General features: G+C 74.7%; 23 protein-coding genes. 13 read left to right on the top strand and 10 right to left on the bottom strand.

Features of this window, described 5'->3' with window-relative positions:
- Positions 1-17: 17 nt before the first annotated feature.
- A complete protein-coding gene (locus ACFQ8Y_RS05000; RefSeq protein ID WP_430584781.1) occupies positions 18-1,394 on the bottom strand; it encodes a M20 family metallopeptidase in 1,377 nt (458 codons plus the stop codon).
- Between the two features lie 145 nt (positions 1,395-1,539).
- Between ACFQ8Y_RS05000 and ACFQ8Y_RS04995 the strand changes: the two genes are divergently transcribed.
- Positions 1,540-3,102 (top strand): AbgT family transporter, encoded by a 1,563-nt coding sequence (locus tag ACFQ8Y_RS04995; protein WP_430584780.1) that lies wholly within the window; start codon positions 1,540-1,542, stop codon positions 3,100-3,102.
- A gap of 18 nt (positions 3,103-3,120) precedes the next feature.
- Here ACFQ8Y_RS04995 and ACFQ8Y_RS04990 read toward each other — a convergent pair whose 3' ends face one another.
- Positions 3,121-4,749: a family 10 glycosylhydrolase gene (locus ACFQ8Y_RS04990; protein ID WP_430584779.1), complete on the bottom strand. Its 1,629-nt coding sequence runs from the start codon at positions 4,747-4,749 to the stop codon at positions 3,121-3,123.
- A gap of 174 nt (positions 4,750-4,923) precedes the next feature.
- On the opposite strand from ACFQ8Y_RS04990, the gene ACFQ8Y_RS04985 reads away from it, so the two are divergent.
- On the top strand, positions 4,924-5,886 hold the full coding sequence (locus tag ACFQ8Y_RS04985; protein ID WP_430563469.1) for an SH3 domain-containing protein: 963 nt from the start codon (positions 4,924-4,926) through the stop codon (positions 5,884-5,886).
- Between the two features lie 9 nt (positions 5,887-5,895).
- Here the strand turns inward: ACFQ8Y_RS04985 and ACFQ8Y_RS04980 are convergent, their stop codons facing one another.
- Positions 5,896-6,669, bottom strand: a complete 774-nt coding sequence (locus ACFQ8Y_RS04980; protein WP_430584778.1) for an SDR family oxidoreductase — start codon at positions 6,667-6,669, stop codon at positions 5,896-5,898.
- 113 nt (positions 6,670-6,782) lie between these two features.
- Between ACFQ8Y_RS04980 and ACFQ8Y_RS04975 the strand changes: the two genes are divergently transcribed.
- Positions 6,783-7,652, top strand: a complete 870-nt coding sequence (locus tag ACFQ8Y_RS04975; protein WP_430551546.1) for a helix-turn-helix transcriptional regulator — start codon at positions 6,783-6,785, stop codon at positions 7,650-7,652.
- A 295-nt stretch (positions 7,653-7,947) separates the two neighbouring features.
- Here the strand turns inward: ACFQ8Y_RS04975 and ACFQ8Y_RS04970 are convergent, their stop codons facing one another.
- The 3 genes from ACFQ8Y_RS04970 to ACFQ8Y_RS04960 all read right to left on the bottom strand — a co-directional run bounded on the left by ACFQ8Y_RS04970 (position 7,948) and on the right by ACFQ8Y_RS04960 (position 12,367).
- A complete protein-coding gene (locus ACFQ8Y_RS04970; RefSeq protein ID WP_430584777.1) occupies positions 7,948-9,300 on the bottom strand; it encodes a glycoside hydrolase family 6 protein in 1,353 nt (450 codons plus the stop codon).
- A 101-nt stretch (positions 9,301-9,401) separates the two neighbouring features.
- Positions 9,402-10,907, bottom strand: coding sequence for an adenylosuccinate lyase (purB, locus tag ACFQ8Y_RS04965; RefSeq protein WP_430584776.1), 1,506 nt, complete (start codon positions 10,905-10,907; stop codon positions 9,402-9,404).
- Positions 10,908-11,002: 95 nt separating this feature from the next.
- Positions 11,003-12,367 (bottom strand): FAD-binding oxidoreductase, encoded by a 1,365-nt coding sequence (locus tag ACFQ8Y_RS04960; RefSeq protein ID WP_430584775.1) that lies wholly within the window; start codon positions 12,365-12,367, stop codon positions 11,003-11,005.
- Between the two features lie 105 nt (positions 12,368-12,472).
- Here ACFQ8Y_RS04960 and ACFQ8Y_RS04955 point away from each other — a divergent pair, with 105 nt between their 5' ends.
- The 3 genes from ACFQ8Y_RS04955 (at position 12,473) to ACFQ8Y_RS04945 (ending at position 15,503) form a co-directional block, all read left to right on the top strand.
- A complete protein-coding gene (locus tag ACFQ8Y_RS04955; RefSeq protein ID WP_430584774.1) occupies positions 12,473-13,387 on the top strand; it encodes a sigma-70 family RNA polymerase sigma factor in 915 nt (304 codons plus the stop codon).
- Positions 13,388-13,536: 149 nt separating this feature from the next.
- On the top strand, positions 13,537-13,776 hold the full coding sequence (locus tag ACFQ8Y_RS04950; RefSeq protein ID WP_430563462.1) for a hypothetical protein: 240 nt from the start codon (positions 13,537-13,539) through the stop codon (positions 13,774-13,776).
- Complete coding sequence (locus tag ACFQ8Y_RS04945; RefSeq protein WP_430584773.1) at positions 13,773-15,503, top strand: hypothetical protein; 1,731 nt, start codon at positions 13,773-13,775, stop codon at positions 15,501-15,503. Before ACFQ8Y_RS04950 ends, ACFQ8Y_RS04945 begins: the two co-directional genes overlap by 4 nt.
- A gap of 21 nt (positions 15,504-15,524) precedes the next feature.
- On the opposite strand, the gene ACFQ8Y_RS04940 is transcribed toward ACFQ8Y_RS04945, so the two are convergent.
- On the bottom strand, positions 15,525-15,923 hold the full coding sequence (locus tag ACFQ8Y_RS04940; protein WP_430584772.1) for a phage holin family protein: 399 nt from the start codon (positions 15,921-15,923) through the stop codon (positions 15,525-15,527).
- Positions 15,924-16,030: 107 nt separating this feature from the next.
- Between ACFQ8Y_RS04940 and ACFQ8Y_RS04935 the strand changes: the two genes are divergently transcribed.
- The 3 genes from ACFQ8Y_RS04935 (at position 16,031) to ACFQ8Y_RS04925 (ending at position 18,431) form a co-directional block, all read left to right on the top strand.
- On the top strand, positions 16,031-16,987 hold the full coding sequence (locus ACFQ8Y_RS04935; protein ID WP_430584771.1) for a RimK family alpha-L-glutamate ligase: 957 nt from the start codon (positions 16,031-16,033) through the stop codon (positions 16,985-16,987).
- A gap of 21 nt (positions 16,988-17,008) precedes the next feature.
- Entirely contained in the window at positions 17,009-18,094 is a 1,086-nt protein-coding gene (gene hisC / locus ACFQ8Y_RS04930; protein WP_430584770.1) for a histidinol-phosphate transaminase, read from the top strand.
- A gap of 85 nt (positions 18,095-18,179) precedes the next feature.
- A complete protein-coding gene (locus tag ACFQ8Y_RS04925) occupies positions 18,180-18,431 on the top strand; it encodes a hypothetical protein (protein ID WP_430551557.1) in 252 nt (83 codons plus the stop codon).
- A 48-nt stretch (positions 18,432-18,479) separates the two neighbouring features.
- Here the strand turns inward: ACFQ8Y_RS04925 and ACFQ8Y_RS04920 are convergent, their stop codons facing one another.
- Positions 18,480-20,219 (bottom strand): pyruvate dehydrogenase, encoded by a 1,740-nt coding sequence (locus ACFQ8Y_RS04920; protein ID WP_430551558.1) that lies wholly within the window; start codon positions 20,217-20,219, stop codon positions 18,480-18,482.
- Between the two features lie 236 nt (positions 20,220-20,455).
- Here ACFQ8Y_RS04920 and ACFQ8Y_RS04915 point away from each other — a divergent pair, with 236 nt between their 5' ends.
- From ACFQ8Y_RS04915 to ACFQ8Y_RS04905, 3 genes are read left to right on the top strand one after another with little or no spacing between them, the layout of a single operon-like run.
- Positions 20,456-21,040, top strand: coding sequence for a hypothetical protein (locus tag ACFQ8Y_RS04915; protein WP_430584769.1), 585 nt, complete (start codon positions 20,456-20,458; stop codon positions 21,038-21,040).
- A gap of 30 nt (positions 21,041-21,070) precedes the next feature.
- On the top strand, positions 21,071-21,436 hold the full coding sequence (locus ACFQ8Y_RS04910; protein WP_430551560.1) for a cupin domain-containing protein: 366 nt from the start codon (positions 21,071-21,073) through the stop codon (positions 21,434-21,436).
- A gap of 5 nt (positions 21,437-21,441) precedes the next feature.
- Complete coding sequence (locus ACFQ8Y_RS04905) at positions 21,442-22,125, top strand: class I SAM-dependent methyltransferase (RefSeq protein WP_430584768.1); 684 nt, start codon at positions 21,442-21,444, stop codon at positions 22,123-22,125.
- A gap of 42 nt (positions 22,126-22,167) precedes the next feature.
- Here ACFQ8Y_RS04905 and ACFQ8Y_RS04900 read toward each other — a convergent pair whose 3' ends face one another.
- Positions 22,168-22,848, bottom strand: a complete 681-nt coding sequence (locus tag ACFQ8Y_RS04900) for an SDR family oxidoreductase (protein WP_430563456.1) — start codon at positions 22,846-22,848, stop codon at positions 22,168-22,170.
- 85 nt (positions 22,849-22,933) lie between these two features.
- Positions 22,934-24,382, bottom strand: a complete 1,449-nt coding sequence (locus ACFQ8Y_RS04895; protein ID WP_430584767.1) for an MFS transporter — start codon at positions 24,380-24,382, stop codon at positions 22,934-22,936.
- Positions 24,383-24,484: 102 nt separating this feature from the next.
- Between ACFQ8Y_RS04895 and ACFQ8Y_RS04890 the strand changes: the two genes are divergently transcribed.
- Entirely contained in the window at positions 24,485-25,402 is a 918-nt protein-coding gene (locus ACFQ8Y_RS04890; protein WP_430551564.1) for a helix-turn-helix transcriptional regulator, read from the top strand.
- Positions 25,403-25,407 lie beyond the last annotated feature (5 nt).

The raw sequence follows: 25,407 nt of genomic DNA, 5'->3' as shown, positions 1-25,407 counted from the left end.
GGCACCCGCCGATCTCCTCAGTCGAAGTAGGTCGGCACGTCCAGCGGGCCGCCGTGCGCGACGAACTCGTCGTGCACGGCGGTCCGCAGCGCGTCGTCGGACAGGTACTCCAGCGCGGTGAGCGCCAGCCCGACGGCGCCGTCGACGGCGGCCGGCACGGCGGCGGGTCCGCCGGCGGCGTCGGCGAACTCGGCGGTGTGCAGCGCCACGTCGGGCGCCGAGACCTGGATCAGCGGGTGCATGCCGGGCACGCGGAACGACACGTTGCCGAAGTCGGTGGACGCCGCGAGCGTCTCGGACACCACGCCGGGCGGCAGCGGGTCGCGCCCGCGTCGCCGCTGCGCCGCCACCCAGCGCTCCGTGAGCGCCGCGTTGGTGCGTACCGGCAGGCTCGGCAGGGCGCCGTCGTCCCACACGATCTCGACCTCGGTGCCGGTCATGAGCGCCGCGCCGCGCGCGACGTCGTCGAGCCGCGCGGACAGGTCGCGCAGGGTGTCCGGGTACTTCGACCGGGCGTAGAGCCGCATGACGGCGCGCTCGGTGATGATGCTGGGCCGGGTGCCGCCCTCGACGACCGTCGCGTGCACGCGGTCCACCGGCGGGAGCTGCTGACGCAGCAGGCCGATGCCCTGGTAGGCGAGGTTCGCGGCGTCGAGCGCGTTGCGCCCCATGAACGGCTGGGCGGACGCGTGGGCCGGGCGGCCCGTGAACGTCCAGGTGAGCAGGCGCCGGCCGAGCCACACCTGCTCGGCGACGTCCTGCCCGTACGGGTGCACCATGATCGCCGCGTCCACGTCGTCGAAGGCGCCGGCGCGTGCCAGGACCTCCTTGCCGGAGTGCCCCTCCTCGGCGGGCGTGCCGAGCAGGACGACGCGGCCGGCGGGCGCCGCGCCCGAGGGGCCCTCGGCCGACAGCACGTCGCGCAGCGCGAGGAACGCGCCCACGCCCGCGGCGGCGATGACGTTGTGCCCGCAGGCGTGCCCGATGACGGGCAGCGCGTCGTACTCCGCGCAGATCGCGATCGTCGGCCCGTCGGCGGCCCCCCGGAGCTCCGCCCGGAAGGCCGTCGGCACGCCGTGCGCGCCCAGCTCGGCCTCGACGCCGTGCCGGGCCAGGACGTCGACCAGCAGGGCGGCGCTGCGGTGCTCCTCCCAGGCCGGCTCCGGGTCGGCGTGCAGGCGCTCGACGACGTCGCGCAGGTCGGGCTCGAGCGCCTCGGCCGCGCGCTCGACGGCGTCGGCCACGGCGTCGGGCAGCAGGGAGGGGGCGACGTCGGACGGCGGGGCCGCCCGCCGGCGTTCCTCGCTCTCGTGGAACAGGTGGTCGAGGTAGGCGGTGCTCGGGCGGGCGGGGGGAACGTGGTCCTCGTGGGGCACGGCGTCGGGCACGGTCATGTCAGGCATCGTAGGGAAGCGGTCGCGGCGGACGGGAGGAACGACGCGAATCTCACGATGCGGACGAATGCCTCGCGACGGATGACCGGGGCCACTACGTTCGGGCGGACACGCCCGCGGTGGCGGGCCGACCCGAGGAGACCGCGTGACCACCTCCGTCGACGCACGATCCCGCACCGACCGGTTCCTGGCGTTCGTCGAACGGGTCGGCAACAAGCTGCCCGAGCCGTTCACCCTGTTCCTCATCCTGTTCGGCGTCATCGCGCTGGCGTCCACGGGCATGGCGCTCGCGGGGGTCACCGTGCAGATGCCCGGCAGCGACGAGGTCGTCGAGGTCAAGGGCCTGTTCACCGCCGAGGGGATGACCTGGCTCACCGAGAACCTCGGCGAGAACTTCCTCGGCTTCCCGCCGCTCGTCACGGTGCTGCCGATCCTCATGGCGGTGGGCGTGGCGGAGAAGTCGGGGCTGCTCGGGGCCGCCGTGCGGTACGCGTTCGGGTCCGCGCCGCGGTGGGCGCTCGCCTACGCCGTCGGCTTCGTCGGCGTGATGGGCAGCATCATGTCGGACACCGCGTTCATCATCATCCCGCCGCTGGCGGCGATGGTGTTCCGCGCCGCGGGTCGGCACCCGGTCGCGGGCCTGCTCGGCGGGTTCGCGGCGGCCGGCGCGGGGTACTCGACGAACATCCTCGTCACCAGCCTCGACGCCCTCTTCGCGGGCATCACCAGCTCGGTCGCGCAGATCCTGCCCGACCCGGGCTCGCCCGTGAACCCGCTGTCGAACTGGTTCTTCAACGCCGTCTCGTCGATCGCCCTGGCCCTGCTGGCGGGCTTCCTCATCGACAAGGTGCTCGAGCCGCGCATCCGCCGGCAGGGCGTGCCCATGGAGCAGGTCGTGGAGGACGGGGAGGACCCGCTCGCGAACGCGTCCGCCGCCACCACGGACGACGAGCGGCGCGGGCTGCGGAACGCCCTGGTCGTGGCCCTCGGCGTGGCCGCCGTGATGGTCGCCGCCGTGCTCGTGCCGGCGTCGCCGTGGCGCAACGAGGACGGGGCGTTCCTGCCCGAGTCGCCGCTGCTCAGCTCGATCGTCTTCATCGTCTTCACGATGTTCCTGGTGCCGGCGATCGTCTACGGGCGCGCGGTCGGGACGGTGCGTCGCATCGAGGACGTGCCGATCATGTTCGGCCAGGCGCTCAAGGACATGATCGGGTTCGTCGTGCTGGCGTTCGTGCTCGGCCAGTTCATCGCGCTGTTCAACTGGTCCGGCGTCGGGCAGTGGATCGCGGTGACCGGGGCCTCCGCGCTCGAGTCGATCGGGCTCACCGGCTACGGCGCGATCCTCGGCTTCCTCGTCGTCGCGTCGCTGCTGAACCTGTTCATCATCTCGGGCTCGGCGCTGTGGACGCTCATGGCCGCCGTCTTCGTGCCGATGTTCGCCCTCATCGGGTACGAGCCCGCGTTCGTGCAGGCCACGTTCCGCGTGGGCGACTCCGCGACGCAGATCATCACGCCGCTCAACCCGTACATGATCGTGCTGCTCGCCTACCTGCGCCGGTGGGAGCCGAGCGCCGGGCTCGGCACCGTGATGGCCCGGCTGCTGCCGTTCACCGTCTGCTTCTGGCTGGTGTGGGCGGCCATCCTCAGCGTGTTCTTCTTCCTCGACCTGCCCGTGGGGCCCGGCAACGGGATCTTCCTGGACGGATGATCCCGTCGCCGGGACGGTTCACGCGCGCTGCGTGCGGCTCGGGGCCGACTCGTTCCACAGCCGGTCGAGGGCGGTGACGGCGTAGGCGTAGCGCTCGCCGCGTACCGCCGTCGCGTCGGTGAAGCCGTGCAGCACGCCGCCGTCGGAGCGGACCGTGCCGAGGAGCTGCGTGGCGTCCTCGACGTCCACCCGGGCGCCCTTCCCGGCGGCCCGGTAGACGGCGAACGACGTCGCGCGACGACGGTGCGGTGCCGCGTCCACCCAGCGCAGCTCGACGCCGTCGCCGCCCGGGCGGGCGTGCGTGAGCACCGGCGGCTGGACGCGGGTGCCGGGCAGGTGCGGCATCGTCGGGACCAGCGCGGGGTGCGCGTAGTGGTCGGCGCGCACGCGCGACATGGAGCCCTGCGGGTCCTGCGGCACGTGGACGGCGGAGAAGTACACGTTGCCGAGCACCGGCGTGCCCTGCGCCGTCACCTCCGCGCAGAACGTGAGGTGGTTGCTCAGCTCCGCCGGGTCGGTGAACACGCCGGACGTCACCTTGTAGAGCGCCTCCCCGATGTACAGGTGGGTGCCGGACGTCGCCGCGACCTCGGCCCACCACGGCACGAGCTTGCGGTAGTCCGCGACGGCGAGCCCGAACTGCCAGTAGATCTGCGGGTTGATGTAGTCGAGCCAGCCCTCCAGCACCCACTTGCGCGTGTCGGCGAACTGCAGGTCGTAGCTCTGCGAGCCGCCCGTGTCGGAGCCGCGCGGGTCGGTCGACGCGTTGCGCCAGATGCCGAACGGGCTGATGCCGAACTTGACCCAGGGCTTGAGCTCCTTGATGCGCTCCGAGACGGTCTGGACGAACTCGTCGACGTTGTGCCGCCGCCAGTCCTCGACCGTCGCGAAGCCGCCGCCGTGCTCGGCGTACGTGGCGGCGTCGGGCAGGGTCTGGCCCGCCACGGGGTACGGGTAGAAGTAGTCGTCGAAGTGCACGCCGTCGATGTCGTAGTGCTCGACGCTGTGCAGGATCGCGGCGTAGATGTGCTCGCGCGCCTCCGGCAGGCCCGGGTCGAAGTAGAGCTTGCCGCCGTACGGCCACACCCAGTCCGGGTGCTGGAGGGCCGGGTGCTCGGGCAGGAGCTTCGTCGGGTCGGCCTGCATGGAGACCCGGTAGGGGTTGTACCAGGTGTGCAGCTCGAGGTTGCGGGCGTGCGTCTCCGCGACGACGAACGCGAGCGGGTCGAAGCCCGGGTCGCCGCCCTGCGTGCCGGTGAGGTACTGCGACCAGGGCTCGTACGGGCTGGGCCAGAAGGCGTCCGCCGTCGGCCGGACCTGGACGAAGACGGCGTTGAGGTTCATGCCCACCGCGACGTCGAGCCAGTGGAGGTACTCGGCCTTCAGCTCGTCGGCGGTCAGTCCGGTGCGCGAGGGCCAGTCGATGTTGACGACCGACGAGATCCACATCGCGCGCAGCTCGCGCTTGCGGGCCGTGGGACCGGCCGCCTCCGCCGTCGCCGCGGCGGCGGAGGCCATCGAGCCGACGGTCACGGACAGCGCCGAGCCGGCGACACCTGCCGTCGCGAGGGAGAGGAAGCCGCGGCGGCCGAGGGCGCGGGAACTCGCACTGTGGTCGGCTCGGCCGGTCGGAACGGGGTGCGTCATTGCAGACCTCCGGTGGTCAGGCGTGGGTAAGGGAGTTTCACGCTCACGGGTACCTGTGAAGACGAGTGTCGCGGATGCGGCACCGCGCGCGCCACCCCGCACCCTGTGCTTACCGTGCGGCTGGGCAACGATGCCTCAGGACCCTGACGCTGAGAGGGCACCACCATGCGCACCGTGCGACGCATCATCACGACCGGAGTCACCATGGGGATCGCCACGGCCGTGGCGCTCACGACAGGAATCGCGGGAGCGGGGGCGGCGACGGCCGCCGTCCGGCCGCTCCCTGACAAGAGCTACGGGCTCTCGTCCTACTACGGGCCGAGATGCATGCCGATCAAGGCGGCGTCCACGTACCACCTCGGTCAGGACATGAGCGCCAAGAAGGGCACCGCGATCAAGTCCGTCGCGCCGGGCACCGTCATCAAGGCGGGCTCGGCGCCGGGCTTCGGCCAGGTCGTCGTGGTGCGCTCCAACGCCGACGGCGGCAAGGTCTTCGCCGTCTACGGCCACGTCGTCGACGGCGACAAGTACGTGAAGGCCGGCAAGTACGTGAAGCGCGGCCAGCGCATCGCCGACGTCGGCAGCTCCGGCACCTCCACCGCGCCGCACCTGCACCTGGAGATCTGGAAGGGCGCGTACAAGGGGTCGGGCAGCACCACCGACCCGCTGCCGTGGATGAAGAACCACGGCGCGAACCTCAGCACGGGCGCGGCGTGGGCCAACAAGCGCGTCGTGCCCAAGTCGTGCACCTACTACACGACCACCAGCGTCAACCTGCGCTCGGGCCCGGGCACCGGCTACCGCACGCTCAAGACCGTCAAGGTCAACCGCTGGCTCACCGCCAAGCCCGGCGCCGGCTCGGGCGTGTGGCGCAAGGTCACCTACGGCGGCACCACCGGCTGGATGCACGCGAACTACGTCTCGCCGGGGCTCACCTCGCTGGGCACCCGCTACGTCAAGGTCGACGGCCTGCGGCTGCGCTCGGGCCCCGGCACCGGCTACAAGGCGATCGACACGCTCAACAAGGGCAAGGCCGTCAAGAAGATCTGGGACTCCTCCGGCGGGTGGGTCAAGGTCTTCGTCAACGGCCGCCAGGGCTACGTCGCGTCGAAGTACGTCGGGTCGACGAAGCCCTGAGCGCGGGCGTCAGGCGGCGTGACGGTCGGTGGCGTTGAGCCGCGCGACCGTCGCGTCGTACGCGCCCGAGGTCTCCGCGAAGCGGAGGGGCTTCACGCCCTCGACGAGGATCTCGTGGGCGTCGGGCCGGGCCGCGAGGAGCTCGACCACCTCGTCCGCGAACGCGTCCAGCGGCATGGCGACCGGGTTGTCCTCCTGCCCCGGCATGAGGGCCGTCCGGACCGCGGGCGGCACGATCTCGATCACCCGCACCCCCGCCGGCTCGAGCTGGAGCCGGATGCCCTCGCTCAGCCGGTGGATCGCGGCCTTCGTCGCGTTGTAGGTGGGCGTCACGGCGAGCGGCACGTGCGCCAGCCCGGAGGAGACCGTGACGAACGCGGCGCCCGCGCCCGATCCCGCGCGGGCGCGCAGGTGCGGCAGGAACGCGGCGGCCAGGCGGATCGGGCCGAGCAGGTTGGTCGTCACGGTGCGCTCGGCGGTGGCGAGGAAGTCCTCGGAGGTCCAGTCCTCGGCCTGCATGATGCCGGCCATCGCGACGACGGCGTCCAGGTCGGGGTGGCGCCCGAGCACCTCGCGTCGGGCGGCCTCGATGCTGTCCGGGTCGGCGGTGTCGATGCGGACGGCGTCGATCCCGGGGTGGGCGGCGACGATCTCGTCGAGCAGGGCGGTGCGGCGGCCGCCCACGATCACGGTGCTGCCGCGGGCCTGGAGCCGGAGGGCGAGCGCGAGGCCGATGCCGCTGGTCGCGCCGGGGACGAAGACGGTGCTGCGGGTGAGGTCCATGGCCACCACCCTGCGCGGGCCGCCGCCCGGGCGGGAGAGGAGCGGTCGTCGGGGGACCGGCGATCCCTGGCTACGGCCTGGCTCGACCGGCGTCGTCGGCGGACGATGGGCGCATGGCTCATGAAGGACGCACCGAGCGTGCCGCCGACCGTCGAGAGCTGGCCGAGTTCCTGCGACGTCGTCGGGAGGCGGTGCAGCCCGCCGACGTCGGCCTGCCCGCCGGGGCGCGACGTCGGACCGCGGGGCTGCGGCGGGAGGAGGTCGCGGCGCTCGCGGCGATGTCCGCCGACTACTACACGCGGCTGGAGCAGCAGCGCGGCCCGCAGCCGAGCGAGCAGATGCTCGCGTCGCTGGCGCGGGCGCTCCGGCTCACCGACGACGAGCGCGACTACCTGTTCCGCGTGGCCGGTCGGGGGACGCCGGACCGGGTGACGATGTCGTCCCACGTGTCGCCCGCGCTGCTGCGCGTGCTCGACCGCCTGTCCGACACGCCAGCCCTCGTGCTGTCCGCGCTCGGCGAGACGCTGGTGGCCAACGACCTCGCCGTGGCGCTGCTGGGCGACCGGTCGGCGCTGACGGGGTGGGCGCGCAGCGACGTCTACCGCTGGTTCACCGACCCCTCCGAGCGGCTGCTGTACCCCGAGGACGACCGCGACCGGCAGGGGCGCTCGCTCGTCTCCACGCTCCGCGTGGCGCACGGGATGCTCGGGCCGCGCTCGCGTGCGGGCGAGCTGGTGCGCGAGCTGCGGGCGCGCAGCGCCGAGTTCGCCGAGCTGTGGGACCGGCACGAGGTGCACCAGCGGTTCGCCGACCACAAGACGCTGGTGCACCCGCAGGTCGGGCCGATCGAGCTGGACTGCCAGGTGCTGTTCACCGAGGACCAGACCCAGGCGCTGCTGGTGCTCACCGCGCCGCCGCGCTCCGAGGCGGAGGAGAAGCTCGCCCTGCTCGCCGTCGTCGGGCAGCAGGCCATGGCGCGCTGACCCCGGCGCGGTGCCGAACAGGCGGTTGCGCACGGAATCGACGGGTATTCGGTGCGACATCGCATGTTCGGCGACCGGCGTGGTCGACCGAGGCCCTCGTCGCGCCGCTCATGGTCCTGGCCCTGGCCGCGACGCTCTGGGTGCGGACACGGCAGGCCGTGCCGCTGATGGCGGGGGTCCTCACCGGGATCGTGCTGGGCAGGGCTCGACGCCGAACAGGCGGTCGGTCCCGGAACGGGCGTCGTCGGAGGCCCATAACGGTGTCGACCGCCTGTTCGGCGAGGGGGCGGGGCTGCTACCAGCTCGCGTTGCGGGCGAGCTCCAGGGCGATCTCCTGCCACCACGCGCCGGCGGCGGGGCCGCCGTTGCAGGCGCCGTCGCTCTCGCCGGGCAGCTTGACCCACAGCAGCGCGTCGAGGTGGCTGTCGTCGTCGACGACGGCGGGCCGCTCACCCAGGGCACGGCCGCGCGGGTTGCACCACTCGCCGTTCGAGCCGTTGCCGTTGCGCGACGTGTCGACGACGAACGGGACACCGCCGAGCAGGGCGGACACCTCCTCGCCGTAGGCGCGCGACTCGTCGGTGGTGCGGTAGTTGGACACGTTGAGCGCGAAGCCCGCGACGTGCTCCAGCCCCACCCGCTGCAGCCGCGACGCCGCCTCCGCGGCGGGCAGCCAGGCCGAGTGGCCGACGTCGAGGTACACGCGGGCGCCGGCCTCGTCGAGGATGCGGGCGGCGTCGGCCAGCATCCCGACGCGGTCGCCCTGGCCGTCGCAGTCGCCGAGCTGCGGGAGGGCGTCCGGCTCCAGCACCACCCACGGCTCGCCGACCATCGCGCCCGCGACCTGCTCGACCCAGGCGCGGTACGCGGCCTCGTCCGTGCCGCCGCCGGAGTGCGAGCCGCAGTCGCGGCCCGGGATCGCGTACACCGCCAGCAGCGGCGTCGCGCCCGCCGCGGCGGCCCGGCCCGTGTAGTCGGCCACGCCGGCACTCGCCTCGGCGGGGTCGGCGTCGGTGACCCAGGACGCCTGCGGCGTGGTGGCGATCTTCTCCAGCAGCGCGCGGTCGGTGCCGGACGACGCCTGCCAGGCGTCCCACGCCTGCGTGCCCTCGTCGACGAAGAACGTCGCGTCGGCGGGCCCGCCGGGCTCGTCGGTGGGCGGGTCGGTCGGCTCCGTGGGCGGGTCCGAGGGGTCCGTCGTGGGGAGGTCGCCCGTGCAGGCGACGCCGTCGAGGCTGAAGCTCGCCGGCACCTTCGCCGCCCCCGCCGACGTCGCGATCAGCCCGAAGGACGCCGTCGCGCCCGTCGCCAGCGTGCCGTTCCAACCGGCGTCGGCCACGCGCACCTGCGCGCCGTCCTGCACGAGCCGGCCGTTCCAGACCTGGGAGACGTGGTCGCCGTCGGCCTGCTGCCACGAGACCTCCCACCCCGAGCGGGCGTCGCCCAGGTTGGTCAGCGTGACGTCGGCCTGGAACCCGCCCTGCCACGAGCTCGTGACGGCGTAGTCCACCTCGCAGGCCGTCGTCGCGCCCGCGGCGGACGTGGCGAGGGTGACGGCGCCGGCGGTGAGGCCGGCGCCGCCCGCCAGCACGGCCGCGGTGAGGGCGGCGACCCGGGAGGTCGGTCGAGGGCGTCGTTCGGTGCGCATGCGAGGCTCCGTCGCGTCGTGGGTGCGGACGGGGCCACGCTAGGAGCGCGCCGGCGCGGCCTGGGAGCTCCTAAACGCTTCGGACGGCGCAGGACGCCGCGTCAGGCGAGGAAGTCCTCGACCAGCCGCGCGGCGATGCCGGTGTACGACGCGGGCGTGAGGTCCGCGAGGCGGGCGGCGACGTCGTCGGGCAGGCCGAGGCCGGCGACGAACTCGCGCATCCTGGCGGCGTCGACGCGCTGGCCACGCGTGAGCTCCTTGAGCCGCTCGTACGGGTTCTCCATGCCCTCGACGCCGGCGACGGAGGCGGCGCGCATCGCGGACTGGACGGGCTCGCCGAGCACCTCCCAGTTGTGGTCGAGGTCGTCGGCCATGAGCGCGGCGTTGACGTTGAGCGCCTTGAGGCCGCGGCGGACGTTGTCGATCGCGAGCAGCGAGTGGCCGAACGCCGGGCCGATGTTGCGCTGCGTGGTGGAGTCGGTGAGGTCGCGCTGCAGGCGGGACGTCACGAGCGTGGCCGACAGGGTGTCGAGCAGCGAGCACGAGATCTCGAGGTTCGCCTCGGCGTTCTCGAACCGGATCGGGTTGACCTTGTGCGGCATCGTCGACGAGCCCGTGGCACCCGCGACCGGGATCTGCGTGAAGAAGCCCAGCGAGATGTACGTCCACACGTCGGTCGCGAGGTTGTGCAGGATGCGGTTGAAGCGGGCGACGTCGGCGTAGACCTCCGCCTGCCAGTCGTGCGACTCGATCTGCGTGGTCAGCGGGTTCCACACCAGGCCCAGGTGCTCGACGAACGCCTTCGAGACCGCGGGCCAGTCGGCGCCGGGGACGGCGACGACGTGCGCGCCGTAGGTGCCGGTCGCGCCGTTGAGCTTGCCCAGGTACTCGGCGCCCTCGACGCGGCGCAGCTGGCGGCGCAGGCGGTGCGCGAGGACGGCGAGCTCCTTGCCCATCGTCGTCGGGGTGGCCGGCTGCCCGTGCGTGCGGCTCAGCATCGGGACCGCGGCGTGCTCGCGCGCCATGTCGGCGAGCTGGTCGGTCAGCGCGGTCGCGGCGGGCAGCCACACGTCGCGCACCCCGCCCTGCACCATGAGCGCGTACGACAGGTTGTTGATGTCCTCGGACGTGCACGCGAAGTGCACCAGCTCGCTCGCGGCCGGGAGGCTGGTCTCGCCGAGGGCCTCGGGCGCGGCGGCGATGCGGCGCTTGATGAAGTACTCGACGGCCTTGACGTCGTGCACGGTCTCGCGCTCGATGGCGGCGAGCTCGGCGATCTCGTCCGCGCCGAACGTGGCGGGGATCCGGCGCAGGTACGCGATCTCGGCGTCGGTCAGCGTCGGGGCGCCGGGGACGACGGCGCCGGGGGCCGTGCCCTCGTTCGTCGACGGGCCGTTGCACAGCGTGACCAGCCACTCGACCTCGACGTGGATGCGCGCCCGGTTGAGCGCGGCCTCGCTGAGGTGGTCCACCAGCGGCGCGACGGCGCCGCGGTAGCGGCCGTCGAGCGGCCCGAGGGCGATCGGCGGGGTGACGTCCGCGAGGTTGACGCGGGTCTGGACGTCGGACGGCGAGGTCTGCGGCGCGGGGGAGGTCACGGCCCACATTCTCCCACGGGCCCACCGAGGTGCTGTGAGCACGAAGACGGCCCGGTCCGAGTCCGCGAACCGGGCCGTCTTCGTGCTCGCAGCGGTCGGGGTGGTCAGCCGAGGAGCGGGTAGTTCCCGCGGACCGTGCCGAGCGGGTCGCGGGACCGCTTGAGGTCGCGCAGGCGGGCGAGCGCGGCGCCGTCGTACGCGGCCGCCGCGCTCTCGCCCGGGGCGAGGAACGTGGCGGGCTTGCGCATCGTGGCGTTCCCCGCGAGCTCGGCCGGCAGCGCCTCCAGCCGGTGCCCGACGGCGGTCGCCAGGCCGGGCTCGAACGCCAGGCCGAACGCGTACAGCAGGTACGGCTCCGAGATCGCGCCGAGGGCGCCCGCGTCGTCCCCCGGCGCGGCCAGGGCGCCGCCCAGGTGCCGCAGCTGGAGCATGAGCAGCGGCGCGACCGACGTCGTGAACAGGCGCTCCACCGCCTCGTCGTCGATGCCGCGCAGCAGCTCGGCGCGCCCCTTCCCCGCCGCGGGGTCGGTCGGGTCGGCGGCGATGTCGCCGACGTCGGCCAACGCGACCGGGCCGATCGCGGCGTGGACGCCTGGCCCGAGGACGTCGGGGACGGCGGCGAACGGTGCGAGCAGGGTCCGGGCCTCGGCCGCGTCGCCGAGGTGGGCGGCGTGCACGACGACGACGGCCGGGGCGCCGGGCGCCTCCACCCGGGACAGCCAGACGCTGAGCTCGGGCGGTGCGGCGGCCGTGACCTCGCGGAACACCGCGAGCAGCTCGGCGGCGCGCGCGGCCGGCCAGGCGACCTTGCCGCCCGAGAACGCGGGCAGCTCGACCAGGTCGATCTCCATCGCCGTCACGACGGCCAGGTCGCCGCCCCCGCCGCGCAGCGCCCAGAACAGCTCGGGGTCGTCGGCCGCGGTGACGGTGACCTGCTCGCCCGCGGGGGAGACGACGTCGAACGACCGCACGTGGTCGGCCGCCAGGCCGTGGGCGCGGCTGAACCAGCCGAGCCCGCCGCCGAGGGTGTAGCCGACGGCGCCGACGCCGGGCGCGCTGCCGAGCAGGGTGGTGAGACCGTGCGGCGCGGCGGCGGCCTGCACCGCGCCCCACGACGCCCCCGCGCCGACGCGGGCGGTGCGGTGTGCCGGGTCCACCTCGACGGCGTCGAGCGCCCGGGTGCGCAGCAGGACCGTGCCCGCCACGTCGCCCGACGCGCCGTGCCCCGTGGACTGCGCGGCGACGGTGAGCCCGGCGGCGCGCGCGTGCCGCACGGTGGCGGCGACGTCGTCGGCGTGGGCCGCCTCGACGACGGCCGCGACGGGCTGCCGGACGGCGAGGTTCCAGGGCGTGGCGGCGGCGTCGAAGCCCTCGTCGCCGGGCAGGAGCAGCCGGCCCGCGAGGTTGCTCGCGAGGGCGTGGGAGAAGGTGTCGGTCGAGGCCAGATCGTTCGAGGTCAGGGAGGTCATGCGGGCTCCTGGTCCGTCGGGCCGGTGTCGCACTCTCGTGGTTCGGTGTCACCGGCAGCGTGCGCTGTCACCTCTCTGACACGGCCCGACGAAGGAGTGTGACCGGTGAGCACGGATCAGTTCGCGGCAGGCCAGTTCACGGCGGACCAGTTCGAGGCGTTCCGGCCGCACCTGCGCTCGGTCGCCTACCGCGTGCTGGGTTCGACGGCGGACGCCGAGGACGCCGTGCAGGACGCCTGGGTGCGCGCGCACGCGGCGGGCAGCGCGGGGGTGGAGAACCTCGGCGGCTGGCTCACCACCATCGTCGGGCGAGTCGCGCTCAACCTGCTGCGCTCGCGGGCCACGCGCCGGGAGACGGCGTGGGACGGATCGGCGGGGGAAGGGCCGGCGTGGGACGGGCGCCTGCCGGACCTGCAGGTGGCGCCGGTCGACGGGCCGGAGGACCCCGAGCGGCGGGCGGTCGAGCAGGACGAGGTCGGCGCCGCGCTGATGGTCGTGCTGGACACGCTGGCGCCGGCCGAGCGCGTCGCGTTCGTGCTGCACGACCAGTTCGCGGTCCCCTTCGAGGAGATCGCGCCGCTCCTGGACCGGTCGCTCCCCGCCACGCGCCAGCTCGCCAGCCGCGCGCGCCGCAAGGTGCGTGACGCGGTACCCGCGCAGGACGACGTCGCGCGTCGGCGGGAGGTCGTCGCCGCCTATCTCGCGGCGTCGCAGACGGGCGACTTCGACCGCCTCGTGGCGCTGCTCGACCCCGAGGTCGTGGTGCGTCTCGACTACGGGCCGGGGGACCTGTCCCGCGTGCTGCGCGGCGCGCGGGCCGTGGCGGAGCAGGCCCGTCTGCACTTCGGCACCGCGCGGTTCTCGCGGCTCGCGCTCGTGGCCGGGTCGCCGGGGCTGGTCACGGTGCTCGACGACGGCACGGTCTACTCGCTGCTCGCGTTCACGGTGCGCGACGGCCGGGTGGTCGGCATCGACATCCTGTCCGACGCCGACCGGCTCGTCGGGGTGCTGCCGTCGTAGCGGACGTCGGCAGCGGACGTCGGCATCGGACGTCGGTTGACGTCGCCGGCACGTGTCGTGCGGTCGGGAGCCTGTCCCCAGGGCGACGTCGTCCACAGGGTCGGGGGCGGCGGGCGGGCGTGGCGAGGGCGCGGCCTAGCGTCGCGGGCATGACCTCACCGGCCCCGCCCTTCTCGTCCCCGGCCCCCGACACGGGTGCCGCGCGTGCCACCGTCCTCACGGCGCACCGCGACGTCCTCGACGCCACGGCGAGCGCGCGGCGCAGCCTCGCGGTGGCCTGGGAGTCGACGGCGGCGGACCGGTTCCGCGACGACGTCGCCGCCCTGCTCGTCGGCCTCGACGCCGACCTGCGCCTCCTCGAGGAGGCGGCCGAGGTGCTGGCCCGGTGACGACGCGCGGGCTGCCGCCCGAGGAGACCCTGGACGTCTGGGGCGGCCGGGCCGTCTCCCGGGTCGACGCGGAGGCCGTGCACGGCGCTGCCGTGCTGCTCGACGCCGCGGCGGACCGGCTGCTGCAGGCATCCCACCGGTGCCTCGGCGCCGCCGGGGCCCTGCGGGGCGCGGTGTGGGCCCCCGACCCGTGGTCACGACCGGCCCTGCCGCTGCCCGGCGTCCCGGAGGACGACGCCGCGGCTGCCGCGCGCCGGGAGACGGCGGCGGCCCGGCTGGACGAGGCGGGCGCCCGGCTGCGCGGGCGGGGATCGGCGGCGGAGCGGTGCGCCCGCCGGCTGCGCTTCGCGGCCGGCCTGTACCGGGAGGCGGAGAGCCTGGCGCAGCGTGTCACCGGCGGTGCGGTCACGCTGCTGGCGGGTGCGGCGGGGGTCGTGCTCGGGCTCGGGGCGAGGCCGGTGCTCGCCGTCGCGTCCGTGGCGGACGCCCTGGACGGTGCGGCTGCGCGCGACGGCTCCCCGGCTCCGGCCGTGGCCGCGCCGTCGGCGGCCCGGCCCCCCGATCCGCCGACGGCTCCCGTGACGGCGGACGCCGGCGGGCGCCTCTCGGACGTCTGGCGGGCCGTCGCGCCGCTCTCCGACGAGGCGGTCGCGGGGCTCGCGGCGGGGCTGAGCGCCACCCGGCCGCTGACCTGGCAGGACCTGCGGCGGGGGATCGAGGAGGGCCCGGCCGCCGCGCTGGACCCCGTGACGCGCGGCGCGGCCTCGCTGTCCGACGTGGTGGCCGCGCTGCTGCCGGACTCCGTGCCGCAGGTGGTCGCCCTGACCGACACCGACCTCGCCGGCCCGCGGCCCCGGTGGGCCGACCGGCCGGCGGGCTCCGTCGCGGAGGCGCTCGCCCGCACCGCGGACCTCTACCCCCAGGGCAGCGGCATCGTCGACCGGCCCGCGGCCGGTGTCCCCGCCGGGACGCTCGCGGTGGAGGAGGTCGTGCACGGCGACGGCACGACGTCGTGGACCGTGCTCATCCCCGGCACGCAGCGGTTCCTGTCGTCCTCGAACCCGTTCGACGCGGCGACCGACCTGAGCCTCATGGCCCACGAGACGGCGGACGTGTCCGTGGCAGTGGAGCAGGCCCTCGACGCGGCGGGCGCGGCTCCGGACGAGCCTGTCGTGCTGGTGGGGCACAGCCTCGGCGGGATCTCCGCGGCGGCGCTCGCGGCGTCACCGGGGTTCTGCGCGAGGCACCCGGTGGGCGGCGTGGTGACCGCCGGGTCGCCGACGGCGACGTTCGCGATCCCCGGCGGGGTGCCGACGCTGCACGTGGAGAACGAGGAGAGCCTGGTCGAGAACGTCGACGGCCGGTCGCGCGGGGAGGGACCGGCCACGGTGGACCGCGTCACGGTGGGGCGCCGGTTGCTGGACTCCGCCGACCCGGTCGACGTCGCGGCGGCCGGGAGCGTCTCCCTCGCGCACGCGATGCCCACGCACCTGCGCACGCTGTCGGCCGCGCAACGCTCCGGGAACGTGCAGGTGGCGGGGGTGACGGGCCGGCTGGAACGGCTGCTCGACGGCACCCGCTCGCGCACCAGGTTCTTCGCGGTGCGCCGGGTGGACCCGGAGCCGCCCCTCGTCCTGGCGCCCGGCCCGGGTCCCGGCCAGGGGACGACCGTGCTCGGGACGACGTCGCCCCCGCCGGGGAACCCGACGGGGGCGATGCTGCACTGAGCGTGCGGAGGATGCCTTGCGTCAGCCCTTCTTCGGCGCGAACGCGCCGATGATCGCCTGGAGCACGGCGAGGATGAGGGCGATCCACACGAACCACCAGAAGCCGCCGTTGACGTCGACGCCCCAGTCGCCGAACCACCCCTGGTCGGTGATCCAGGTGGTGAGCCACAGCACGCCGGCGTTGATGACCAGGTAGAAGAGGCCCAGCGTGAGGATGAGCAGCGGGATCGAGATGATGCTGACGATCGGCTTCACGAAGCTGCTGATGATGGTGAACACCAGTGCCACGCCGAGGACCGCCAGGATGTACTCGAGCACGTTGTCGCCGTCGTACGGGGGCAGGATCTCGAGGTTGGTGAAGATCAGGTCGCTCAGCCACAGCGCCACGGCCGTGACGAGGGTGCGGACGATGAAGTTCATGCCGCCATCGTGGCACGTCATCCCCCCGCGAGGCTGGCGCGACGCTCGGCGGCGCGAGGCTCGGCGTCCGGGTCCCGGCGCGCGGACGACGCGCGTAGGCTCGCCGGGTGAGCGAGTCCTCCGTCCTCGTCCTGCACGACAACCCCGACTGGCTGCCGCCGTTCGAGCGGGCCTTCGACCGCGCGGGAGTGCCGCTGGAACCGGTGCACCTGGGCGCCGTCGCCCTGGACCTCGCCGAGGAGCCGCCCGGGGCCGTGCACTGGTCGCGCCTCAGCGCGTCCGCGCACACGCGCGGGGTGCCGCACGCGCCGGAGGCCGCGCAGGCGGTGCTGTCCCGCGCCGAGGCCGCCGGGCGCCGGGTCGTCAACGGCACGCGGGCCGCTGCGCTCGAGGTGAGCAAGGTGCGGCAGTACGCCCTGCTGCGGGCCGCCGGGCTCGACGTGCCGCGCACGACGGCCGTCACGGACCGCGCGGCGCTGCGCGCGGCGGCCGAGCGGTTCGGGGCGCCGTTCATCACCAAGCACAACCGCGGCGGCAAGGGCCTCGGGGTGCAGCGGTTCGACGACGTCGAGACGTTCGCCGCCGCCCTGGACGCGGGCCTCCTCGACGAGCCCGTCGACGGCGTGTGGCTGCTGCAGGAGCTGCTCGTCGCGCCGGAGCCGTTCGTCACGCGGGCGGAGTTCGTCGGCGGCCGGTTCCACTACGCCGTCCGCGTGGACACCTCGACCGGGTTCGAGCTGTGCCCCGCCGAGGCGTGCGCGCTGCCGGGCGCCGACGGCGTCGCCCCGCCGCCGCTCTTCGCCCTGCGGCCCGAGATCACGGCCGAGCACCCGCTCGTCGCGCGGCTCGAGCGGCTGCTCGCCGAGCACGGGATCGAGATCGCCGGGGTCGAGTTCTTCGAGACGGTCGACGGCCGCACCGTGCCGTACGACATCAACACGAACACCAACTACAGCCCGGACGTCGAGGGGGCCGTCGAGGTGCCGGCCGCGGACGCGATCGCCCGGTTCTTCGCCGGCCTGGTCCGCGAGCCGGTGACGGCGGGTGCGTCGGGCGCGCACTGAGCGGTGGCATCCTTGAACGCTGTGACCACCCCCGCTGACTCGTCGACCGTCCCCCTGCGCGCCGCCGTCGCCGCGCTGCCCGCCTACGTGCCGGGCGCGCGGCCCGCCGAGGGCGCGAAGCTGTGGAAGCTGTCGTCGAACGAGAACCCGTACCCGCCCCTGCCGTCCGTCCTCGAGGCGATCACGCGCGCGGCGGAGGAGACCAACCGCTACCCCGACATGTACGCCACGGAGCTGGTCGAGGCGCTCGCCGCGCACGTCGGCGTCCCGGCCGACCAGGTCGTCGTGGGCAACGGCTCGGTGGCCGTGCTCGGGCACGTGCTGCAGGCCGTCGTCGAGCACGGCGACGAGGTCGTGTTCCCGTGGCGGTCGTTCGAGGCCTACCCGATCGTCGTCGCCGTCGCGGGCGGCGCCGCCGTGACGGTGCCGGTGCGCGCGGACGGCCGCCTCGACCTACCGGCCATGGCCGCCGCCGTCACGCCTCGCACGCGGGTGGTCATGGTCTGCACGCCGAACAACCCGACCGGGCCGGTGGTGCACGCCGACGAGCTGGAGGAGTTCCTCGCCGCCGTCCCGCGCGACGTGCTGGTGATCGTCGACGAGGCGTACCTGGAGTTCGTGCGCGACCCGCAGGCGCCCGAGGGCGTCGACCTGCTGCGCCGGCACCCGAACGTCGTCCTGCTCCGCACGCTGTCGAAGGCGTACGGGCTGGCGGGCCTGCGCGTCGGGTACGCCGTCGCGGAGCCGCGCCTCGCCGCCGGCATCCGCGCTGTCTCGACGCCGTTCGGCGTCAACCACGTCGCCCAGCGCGCGGCGCTCGCGTCCCTGGAGCCGGTGGCGCAGGGCGAGCTGCGCGAGCGGGTGGACGCGCTGGTCGCCGAGCGTGACCGTGTCACCGCCGCCCTGCGCGAGCAGGGCTGGGACCTGCCCGAGACGCACGCCAACTTCGTCTGGTTCCCCCTCGGCGAGGAGACCCTGGCCCGCGCCGCCGAGGCCGCCGCCGCCGGCGTCCTCGTGCGCCCGTTCGCCGGCGACGGCCTGCGGGTCAGCATCGGCGAGGTCGAGGCGAACGACGCCTTCCTCGCCGTCGCCGCCACCTGGCGCTGACGGCGGTCACCCCGCGCGCGACCTGCGGTGATGCGCTACCTTCCGGCTGTCCGTGAGGTCACGTCAATCGCAGGAGGACAGTCGAGTGAAGCTTCGTCGCGCCGTCGTGGGGGCCATGGCCACCCTCGGGATCGCCGTCGCCGCCCTGGTGTCGGCCGCCCCCGCCCAGGCCACCACCTGGGGCTGGAGCTGGGACAGCCGCGTCAACTGCTACGCGGGCACGTTCAACAAGATGGTCTCCCTGAACAACCAGGGGTACAAGGTGACGATCCGCGAGTACTGCGGCAAGCACGGGAGCGCCTCGAACCCCTACTGGTACACGATGCTCAGCTACTAGCAGGGGGGTCGGCACGGCCGCCATGAGGCGGCCGTGCCGGCACCGCCGCTACCGGGGCAGGTTCCGCAGGTTCGAGCGGGCCATGGACATGACCTCGCCCATGCCGCCGCCGAAGATCTGCTTCGTCATCGCGGTGGCGAAGCCGCGGATCTGGCCGGACGTGATGGACGGTGGGATGGACAGGGCGTTGGGGTCGGTGACGACCTCGATGAGCGCCGGGCCCTTGCGGTCGAGGCCGTCGGCGAGGGCGCGGCGCAGGTCCTTGGGACGCTCCACGCGGACCGACGGGATCCCGACGGCGAGGCCGATGTTGCGGTAGTCCACCGGCGGTGAGTCGGTGCCGTACGACGGCAGCCCCTCGACCAGCATCTCGAGCTTCACCATGCCGAGCGTCGCGTTGTTGAAGACGACGACCTTCACCGGCAGGTCGTAGGTGCGCACCGTGATGAGCTCGCCCAGCAGCATCGACAGCCCGCCGTCGCCGGCGAGGGCCACGACCTGCCGGCCGGGCTCCGCGAACGCGGCGCCGATGGCGTGCGGCAGGGCGTTCGCCATCGACCCGTGGATGAACGACCCGATGACGCGCCGCTTCCCGTTGGGCGTGAGGTACCGCGCCGCCCAGACGTTGTTCATGCCGGTGTCGACGGTGAACACGGCGTCGTCGGCCGCCGTCTCGTCGAGCTGCACGGCCGCGTACTCGGGGTGGATGGGCGTGTGCTTCTCCACGTTGCGGGTGTACGCGCCGACGACCTTGGTCATGATCCCGGCGTGCTTGTCGACCATGGAGCGCAGGAACTTGCGGTCCTTCTTGCGCTTGATCAGCGGGTTGAGCAGCTTCAGGGCCTCGCCGACGTCGCCGTGCACGGGCAGGTCGAGGCGGGTGCGGCGGCCGAGGTGGGAGGCGTCGACGTCGATCTGCGCGGTGCGCACGTCGGCGGGCAGGAACGAGTCGTACGGGAAGTCGGTACCCACCAGGACCAGCAGGTCGGCCGAGTGCATCGCCTCGTGGCAGGAGCCGTAGCCGAGCAGGCCGGACATGCCGACGTCGTGGGGGTTCTCGTACTGGATGATCTCCTTGCCGCGCAGCGAGTGGCCGACCGGCGCGGCCGCCAGGTCGGCGAGCTCCAGGACGGCGTCGCGGGCGTCGCGCGCCCCGGCGCCGACGAACAGCGTGACCTTCTTGGCCTGGTTGATGGCGTCGGCGAGGGCCTCGACGTCGCCGTCGTTCGGCACGACGCGCGCGGGGCACGCGCCGGGCACGAGGATCGGGGCGTCGTCGTCGGGCACGCGCTCGTCGGCGACGTCGCCCGGCAGGGTGAGCACGGCGACGCCCGGGGCGGCGAGCGCGTGCTGGATGGCCGACCGTGTGACCCGCGGCAGCTGGGCCGGCGACGAGATCAGCTCGGAGAACACGGACGCCTCGTTGAAGATGCGGTCCGGGTGCGTCTCCTGGAAGAACTGCGTGCCGATCTGCGCGCTCGGGATGTGCGACGCGATGGCGAGCACGGGCAGCCGCGACCGGTTGGCGTCGTAGAGGCCGTTGATGAGGTGCAGGTTGCCCGGCCCGCACGACCCGGCGCAGACGGCGAGCTCGCCCGTCACCTCGGCGTCGGCGGCGGCCGCGAACGCCGCCGCCTCCTCGTGGCGCACGTGCACCCAGTCGATGCCGTCGGTGCGGCGGACGGCGTCGACCACGGGGTTCAGGGAGTCCCCGACGATCCCGTAGATGCGCTTCACGCCGGCGGCGACGAGCTGGTCGACGAGGTGTTCGGCGACGGTGCGGGCCATGACGAGACCTCCTGATGACGGCGGCTGGTCCGTCTCGATCCTGCCTCCGACGCCGTGTTTCCGCAGGACGTCGGGGCGTGAGGTGGCACACCGTCCCTGGAGCGCGCGTCGTCCCCCTGCCTGCCCGCGTCCGGGGACGACCCGCTCTGCTAGGTTCCTGGCGGGCTGCCGTCGGCCGCCTCGCCGCGCGCCGTTGTCGCGGACACGGCGGCATCCCGAGACGGAGGAGTGGCCCGATGGCAGAGATCGCGTGGCTGGTCACCGGTGAGCGGTCGGGACTGACGTTCCTCACCAGCCCCGACGGCGACCCCGCCGCGATCCGCGAGGCCCTCGGACGACTCGACGGCGTCTCGGCCGTCATGACCGCCCCACCCCAGCCGGGCTGGTACCGGGCGGTCTCCCGACTGGGCTACGTCTGGTACGTGCTCGTCGCCGTGCTCGCCTTCGCCGTGCTCACCGTGGCGTCCGACCTGACCGTGACCCGGACGCTGCTCTACTCCGTGCTCCTTGCCGCCGTCCTCGGGCCGATCACCGGCGGCGTCCTCGCCTCCGTGGCCCGCCGGCAGGCACGGGTCGAGGGTGCCGACGACGCGGCGCGCGACGCCGCGATCGCCGAGCGCTCCCTGGTCCGCATCCCGCAGCAGGGGACCGTCGAGGCGGTCCGCACGATCGTCGCCGCGGACGCCGCGCAGGAGCCCCGCGTGCACGACCTCGCCTGGCGCACCAGCGCCGCGTACGACGTCGACACCGACCCCGAGGCGTCGGCCGCGGCCGACGAGCTGTTCGACCTGCAGGACCGGATCTCCCCCGAGCCCTCCTGAGCGAGGTCGCCGCGTGCCTACGCTGACCGGATGAGCAGCGACGTGAGGAACATCCGGACCGCCCTCGAGAGCATCGCGCAGCCCTGGCAGCCCCACCTGCTGGCGAGCGTCAACGACTACGCGGTGAAGGTGGTCAAGCTCGACGGCGAGTTCGTGTGGCACACGCACGACGACACGGACGAGCTGTTCCTCGTGCTCAGCGGGCGGCTCACCATCCAGCTCCGGGACCGTGACGTCGTCCTCGGGCCGCAGGACGTGTTCGTCGTGCCGCGGGGCGTCGAGCACTGCCCGCGGGCCGACGGCGAGGTGCACGCGCTGCTCGTCGAGCCGACCGCGACCGTCAACACCGGGGACGCCGGCGGCGAGCGGACCGCGCCGCTGCGCGAGCTCGGCTGAGCACCGTGCCCTCGACGGCCCACGACCCGAGTGCCGCCTACGCGGCCCGGGCGCAGGAGTACACGGACCTGTTCGGCTCGATGGACGCCGTGCACGACGACGACCGGGCGCTCGTCGAGCGGTGGGCCGCCGGGCTGACCGGGCGCGTCGTCGACGCCGGGTGCGGGCCGGGGCACTGGACGGACTTCCTCGCCCGGCAGGGCCTCGACGCGGAGGGTGTCGACCTCGCGGAACCGTTCCTGGCCCTCGCCCGGGCGGCGTACCCCGGCGTCCCGTTCCGCCGCGCCTCGCTCGCCGACCTCGGCGTGCCCGACGGCGGCCTCGGCGGCGTGCTGGCCTGGTACTCGCTCATCCACACCCCGCCCGAGGCTGTGGCCGGCACGGGTGGGGACGGCACGGGTGTGGACGACGTGCTCGCGGAGCTCGCCCGCGCCGTCGCGCCGGGCGGCGGGCTGCTGCTCGGGTTCTGCCGCGGCCCGCGCGTCGAGCCGTTCGACCACGCCGTGACGACCGCCTGGTTCTGGCCCGTCGACGAGCTGGCGGCGCGGGTCGTGCGGGCGGGGTTCGACGTCGTCGAGACGGCGGAGCGCACCGACCCGGGCGTGCGCCCGCACGGCGCGATCAGCGCACGGCGTCGGGCGGCGTCCGTGAAGCGCTCGACGATCGGCCGTGCGTCGCTGTCGCGGTAGGCGGTCAGCGCCGTGAACGAAACCTTGACGAAGGCGCCCGCTCTAGTCCAGGGTGCGCAGCGCCGCGGGGATGGGCGTCTCCCCGGCGGAGAACCGGACGAAGCGCCCCACGGTCGCGGGCTCGCGCAGTGTCGCGGCCACGACCTGCGCGACGTCGGCGCGCGGCACGCTCGTGTCCGTCCCGGCGGGCACGGCGCCGGTCTCGGGCAGGACGGCGATGCGCCCGGTGGGCGGCTCGTCCGTCAGCGTGCCGGGGCCGAGGATCGTCCAGTCCAGGTCGGTGGTGCGCAGGTGGTCGTCCGCGGCCAGCTTCGCATCCGCGTAGGCGAAGAAGCCCGCGCTCTCGGGGACGCCGTGCTCCGGCGTCGAGCCCACCCACGACACCATGACGTACCGGCGCGCTCCGGCGCTCGCGGCGGCGTCCATGGACCGGATCGCCGCGTCGCGGTCGACGGCGTACGTGCGCTGGGGGTCGCCGCCGCCCGCCCCGGCGGACCACACGACGGCGTCCGCGCCGGTCAGCGCGGCGGCGATCTCGTCGGTGCCGGCGTGCTCCACGTCCAGCAGGAGGGGCTCGGCGCCGAGGTCGGCGACTCGGTCGACCTGCTCGGGCTTGCGCACCACCCCGACGACGTCGACCACCGGCCCCGTGCCACCGTCGGCGAGCAGCGGGAGGAGTTGGCGCGCGACCTTGCCGAGCGCACCGATGACGACGACCTTCATGACGACCTCCGAACGGGGCGAGGGACCGGACTCCCACCGTAAGCGCCCGCGGGCGGGTCGCCACCGTGGGCAGGGGAACCCGCGGTCAGCGGGCCCGCGCGATCCGGGCGGCCAGGGCGGCGAAGGCGAGCGCCAGCCCCGCCTGCACGCCGACGGCGACGACGAACCCGCGCGGCAGGCCGGCGGCGTCGGGCACCCCGCCATGCGCCGCGACGGCCTGGAACAGCCCGCCGAGCACGGCGACCCCGAGGCCGAGGCCGAGCTGCTGCAGGGTGGTGAACAGCCCGCCCGCGACGCCGGCGGCCCAGGTGGGCGTGCGCGACAGGACGGTGCGCAGCACCGGCCCGTACATGAGCGCCTGCGCGGCGCCGAGGGCCATGAGCAGCGGCTGCAGTGCCGCCGTCGTCCCGGCGTGCCCGCCGCCGACGACGAGGGCGAGCCCGCCCAGCACGGCGGCCTGCGCGACGGCGGCGCCGGTCATCGTCCAGCGCCCGGTACGCCGCTCGATGGCGGGCGTCGCGAGGGCCGTGGCGACGAACGCGCCGCCGAAGCCGAGCAGCAGCACGACCGTCCCCCAGGCGTCGGCGCCCAGCGCGCCCTGCGCGAGCTCCGAGATCTCGTAGAGGAACGCTCCGTAGCCGGTGAAGAACAGCAGGGTCATCACCAGCCCGTCCCGCACGACGCGGGTGCGCAGCACGCTCGGCGGCACGACCGGCAGCTCACCGCGCCGCTCGGCGGCGCGCTGCGACCGGGCGAACAGGCCGAGGACGACGCCCGCCGCGGCGAGCATCCCGAGCAGCGCGGGCGGCCAGCCGGCGGACGCGCCGAGCGTCAGCGGCACCACGAGCAGCAGCAGGCCGGCGGCCAGCAGGGCGGCGCCGCGCAGGTCGAGGGCGAGCGGCGCCGTCGACCGCGACTCCGGCACGGTGCGCAGCGCGAGCAGGGCCGCGACGGCGATCGCCCCGGTGGCGACCTGCACCTCGCGCCAGCCCAGGTGGTCGCCGGCGACGCCGGCCACGGCTCCCGCGAGGACCTGCCCGGCGATGGTCGCGACGCCGCTGACGGCGGTGAACAGGGTGACGCCGAGCGTGCGCAGACGGTCGGGCGCGGTGGCCTGGATGGTGGACAGCACCTGCGGGGTGAACAGCCCCGCGGCGACGCCGAGCCCCGCGCGCAGCGCCACGAGCACGGGCAGCGTCGGGGCGAACGCCGCCAGCACGGAGAGCACGGCGAACGCCGCGAGGCCCGCGGCGAGGAGCCGCCGTCGCCCGTAGCGGTCGCCCAGCCGGCCTGCCACGACCAGCGTCGCTGCGAAGGTCGTCGTGTACGCGGACAGGACGAGCTGCCCGCCCGAGACCGCGGTGCCGAGGTCCGCGGTGATAGCCGGGGCGAGCAGGTTGACCGACCCGAACGTCATGTTGACGGGCAGGTACGCGACGAGCAGGACGGCGAGCCCGAGGCCGGTGAGCGCGCGCGGCGACGCCGTCACGGGTCGCGCGACGCGTCGTGCGGGCGGGGTGGTGGTGGTGGTCATGACGACGACGGTGCGTCCGCGCCCATCCTGGTACCAGGAGCCTGCCGATCGTGGTACCACCACCACCTGGTTGCGTGCCCGGGCGGGAGCGACACTGGGGCGGTGACCTCGACGACCCCCGACCGTGCCGCCCTCGGCGCCTTCCTGCGCGAGCGCCGCGGACGCGTGGCGCCCGGCGACGTCGGGCTGCCCGCCGGCGGCCGGCGCCGCACGCCGGGGCTGCGCCGCGAAGAGGTGGCGCAGCTCGCCGGCGTGGGGGTGACCTGGTACACGTGGCTCGAGCAGGGGAGGGCCAGGAACGTCTCGGACCAGGTGCTCGAGGCCGTCGCCCGGGTGCTGCGGCTCGACGACGCCGAGCGCCGCCACCTCATGGTGCTCGCCGGCCGTGAGACCGCCGTCGCGCCCGGACCGCCGCCCGGGGTGCGACCGGAACAGCTCGCGGTGCTCGCCGGGCTGCTCCCGTACCCGGCGGCGGTGCAGACCGACGCCTACGACCTGCTCGCGGCCAACCGGGCGTACCGCTACCTGTTCGACGACCTCGACGCCCGGCCGGCGGAGGACCGTAACTGCGCCTGGCTGATGTTCACCGAGCCGCGCTGGCGCGGGGCGCTCGGCGACGCGGAGGACGTCGTGCTGCACAACATCGCCGCCCGGCTGCGGGCCCGCGAGCCCGAGCATCGCGACGACCCCCGCTGGACCGCCCTGCTGGCGCGGCTGCGGGCGTCGTCGGCGGACTTCGTGCGGCACTGGGAGTCGTACGACGTCGCCGGGGACGGCACCCAGCTGCGGCACTACACCTCGGCGCGCGCCGGCCGCCTCGACGTGCACTTCCAGAGCCTGTGGCTGGACCGGGCCCGCGGCGACCGCATCATCGTCATGACGCCGGCCGACGACGTCACCGCGCAACGCCTGGAGCGGCTGGACGCGCTGGTGGGGGCGGCGCCCGCCGTCACGTCGCGGGACGACGGGGCCGCTGGTCGCGGATTGGCCGTGTCGGGCACCGCTCCGGCGGGGGGATGATGGTC

The organism is Isoptericola sp. NPDC056605, from assembly GCF_042792795.1.
Lineage (GTDB): Bacteria > Actinomycetota > Actinomycetes > Actinomycetales > Cellulomonadaceae > Isoptericola.
Note: the sequence above shows the minus strand (reverse complement) of the source record. Positions and strands in the feature narration are given on the sequence as shown.